At 71.5% G+C, this 2467-nt stretch carries 3 protein-coding genes and 1 pseudogene; all 4 read right to left on the bottom strand.

Going from position 1 to position 2467, the window contains the following annotated elements:
- Positions 1 to 479 (bottom strand): annotated as a pseudogene (locus ACR2JA_RS01320) (translesion DNA synthesis-associated protein ImuA); the annotation flags it as partial.
- Between the two features lie 83 nt (positions 480 to 562).
- The gene (locus ACR2JA_RS01325) at positions 563 to 967 is read right to left on the bottom strand and encodes a ribonucleotide reductase subunit alpha (protein ID WP_434007343.1); all 405 of its coding nucleotides are present in this window, start codon (positions 965 to 967) and stop codon (positions 563 to 565) included.
- Positions 964 to 1644: a nitroreductase family protein gene (locus tag ACR2JA_RS01330; RefSeq protein ID WP_434007344.1), complete on the bottom strand. Its 681-nt coding sequence runs from the start codon at positions 1642 to 1644 to the stop codon at positions 964 to 966. The genes ACR2JA_RS01325 and ACR2JA_RS01330 overlap by 4 nt, the downstream gene beginning before the upstream one ends.
- Positions 1641 to 2312: a carbonic anhydrase gene (locus tag ACR2JA_RS01335; protein WP_434007345.1), complete on the bottom strand. Its 672-nt coding sequence runs from the start codon at positions 2310 to 2312 to the stop codon at positions 1641 to 1643. The genes ACR2JA_RS01330 and ACR2JA_RS01335 overlap by 4 nt, the downstream gene beginning before the upstream one ends.
- Positions 2313 to 2467 lie beyond the last annotated feature (155 nt).

The raw sequence follows: 2467 nt of genomic DNA on the forward strand, positions 1-2467 counted from the left end.
AGCCAGGCCAGCACCGCGCCACACGACCCGGCCTTGAGCAGCTGTTCTGTGGCCCAGAGGCGTTCGGCCACGGTGTCGGCCCGCACCCAGACCAGGGCCTCGGTGCCGATGCCGTGCGGCAACAAGCCCGGCGCGTGCGGCGGCCGGGGCGGGCCGACCAGCACCACCCGGGCACCCCTGGCCGCGATACGGCCCAGCAGCGGGCCGAGCAGGCGGAATTCGAGCGTGCCGGCCTGGGGCAGCAGCAACTCGGTCAGCGCCCCGCCGGGCCAGCCGCCACCGGGCAGCACGGCGTCGAGCGGATCGAACCCGCTGGCCCAGGTGGTGCCGACCGGCAGGCCCAGCTCGTCACCGCGCCAGATGGCCGCCGCCACCGCAGGCGGCAGCGCCAGCGCGCCCGGGGCTGGGGCGGCGATGGCTTCAGAGACGGGAACGGCAGGGGGCGCAAAGGCCGCCTGCCGGCGAGGAATGGGCTGCATGGTGCACCCATGATAGCCCCTTTACGGTTTTTTTGTACAGTATTTTGACCAGCGGTTGTCGGGGTCTTTCCAGGTGGGGAACCTCACCCGAAATGCACCGTCTGGCCCTGGCGATCGAAGGGGATGAAGCCCTCGATCTGACCCTGGTGCACGGCCATGACCATGCGGTTGAGGGCCTGCTCGATGGCCTCGTCCTTCGGTGGCTGTCCAGCGGTGCCGGACAGGGCCGCCACCATCACCATGCGCCAGTCGCGCGACTGCTGGTCGGCCTCGGCGCTCAGGGTGGGCCAGTCGGTCAGTTCGGCCGCGGCGCGGTCCAGGCACATGCGCGGGGACAGCGCACCGCCCTGTCCCTGTTCGAAGCGTTCACGCTCCTGCGGGCTGGCGTCGGGCGGCAGTTCCACGTCAACGAAGACCATCAGCAGGGTCTGGGGCGTGGGCTGGGTGCGGGCGGCGGCGATCAGGTCGTCAAAGCAGGTGATGTTCATGGGGTGTCGGTGTGGAGGCCGTCGATGGGGCCGGCGTCGGTGAGGGTGCGCACGATCCCGTGCACGTCCGGGCGGGGCGGGGTCGGCTTGCGGGCGCTGGCGGTGCCCACGCTCAGGCAGCACAGCGCGTGCTCCTGCGGGCCGAGGCCGAACAGCGTGCGCAGCGCGGCGGACTTCATGGCCTTGCCGCTGGTGAGCGCCGAACCCCAGCCGCGCGCGGTGGCCATGAGCAGCAGGTTCTGCACCGCGCAGCCGGCCGAGAGGATGCGTTCGGCCAGGTCGATCTCCGGGTCGCCACACGCGCCGTCGACCACCACCAGCAGCAGCACCGGGGCGCGCAGGGCCTTGTCGTGCGCCTGTTCCAGCTGGTCGGCGGTGGCGGCGGGGTCGCGTTCGCGCAGGGCGTCGGCAAAGGCCTGGCCCAGGCGCGGGCGCTGGGCGGCGGGCACCAGCACCAGGCGCCAGGGGCGCAGGCGGTCGTGGTCGGGGGCGCTGGTGGCGCTGGCCAGCCAGTCGTGCAGTTCGTCGGCGCCGGGGCCGGGGTCCACCAGGCGCTTGGGCAGCACGGTCTGACGAGCGTCCATCAGGGCCCGCAGCGCATCGGCCACGGACGCCACATCAGGCGCCTCGTCGGGCGCTGGCGCAGCCAACGGGAAGCGGTGCAGGGCAGCGTTCATTCGGAAGATTGTCCGTCGGGTTCGACATAGGCCAGGTACGGGCCGGTGCCGCTGTGCGCGGCCTCGGCGGCCGGCACAAAGGCGCCCAGCGCGGCGTCGAACACGTGCACCTGCCCGGTCTCGATCACGTAGTGCCAGCCGTGCAGGCTCAGGTGCCCGGCCTCCACCGCGCGGCGAACCATGGGGTAGTCCATCAGGCGTTCGAGCTGCAGCACCACCGCGCGTTGCTCGGTGCGGTGCAGCACCTCCGGTCCCGGGCTGACGGGCAGCAGCGCTTCGTCCACCAGCTTGAGCCAGGCCTTGAGTGCGATGGCCTCGTCGGGTGCGCCCTCGTAGGCGGTGCGGATGGCACCGCAGTGGCTGTGGCCACAAACGATGATGTGCTCCACCTTGAGGTTGAGCACCGCGAACTCGATCGCGGCCATGGTCCCGTGCAGGCCGTGCGACTGGTCGTAGGGCGGAACGAAGGCGCCCACGTTGCGCACCAGGAAGAGCTCGCCCGGCGCGGCGCCGGTCAGCAGGTAGGGCACCAGGCGCGAATCGCTGCAGCCGATGAACAGCGTCTTGGGATGCTGGCCCTGGGCCACCAGGTCCTGGAAGCGTTGCTGGTGGTGCGGGAAATAGTCGTCCTGGAAATCGCGCAGGCGCAGCAGCAGATCGTCGGGCATGGTGGTCTCGTGTTCACTGCACCAGGGGCGAGTCGGCGCCTTCGAGCTCGATGCCCTCGACCTGGGCCTGCCCCACCAGCAGGCGCATGTACTGCCGCAGCGCGGTGGCGCGCGACTGGTGCTGCAGGCGCTGGCGGATCGCATCGGCCACGTCT

Origin of the sequence: Hydrogenophaga sp. (genome assembly GCF_051007235.1) — a bacterium.
Lineage (GTDB): Bacteria > Pseudomonadota > Gammaproteobacteria > Burkholderiales > Burkholderiaceae_C > Hydrogenophaga.

Coding starts and splice junctions, on each gene's coding strand:
- ACR2JA_RS01325 (WP_434007343.1), bottom strand. CDS start 967: ATGAACATCACCTGCTTTGACGACCTGATCGCCGCCGCCCGCACCCAG.
- ACR2JA_RS01330 (WP_434007344.1), bottom strand. CDS start 1,644: ATGAACGCTGCCCTGCACCGCTTCCCGTTGGCTGCGCCAGCGCCCGAC.
- ACR2JA_RS01335 (WP_434007345.1), bottom strand. CDS start 2,312: ATGCCCGACGATCTGCTGCTGCGCCTGCGCGATTTCCAGGACGACTAT.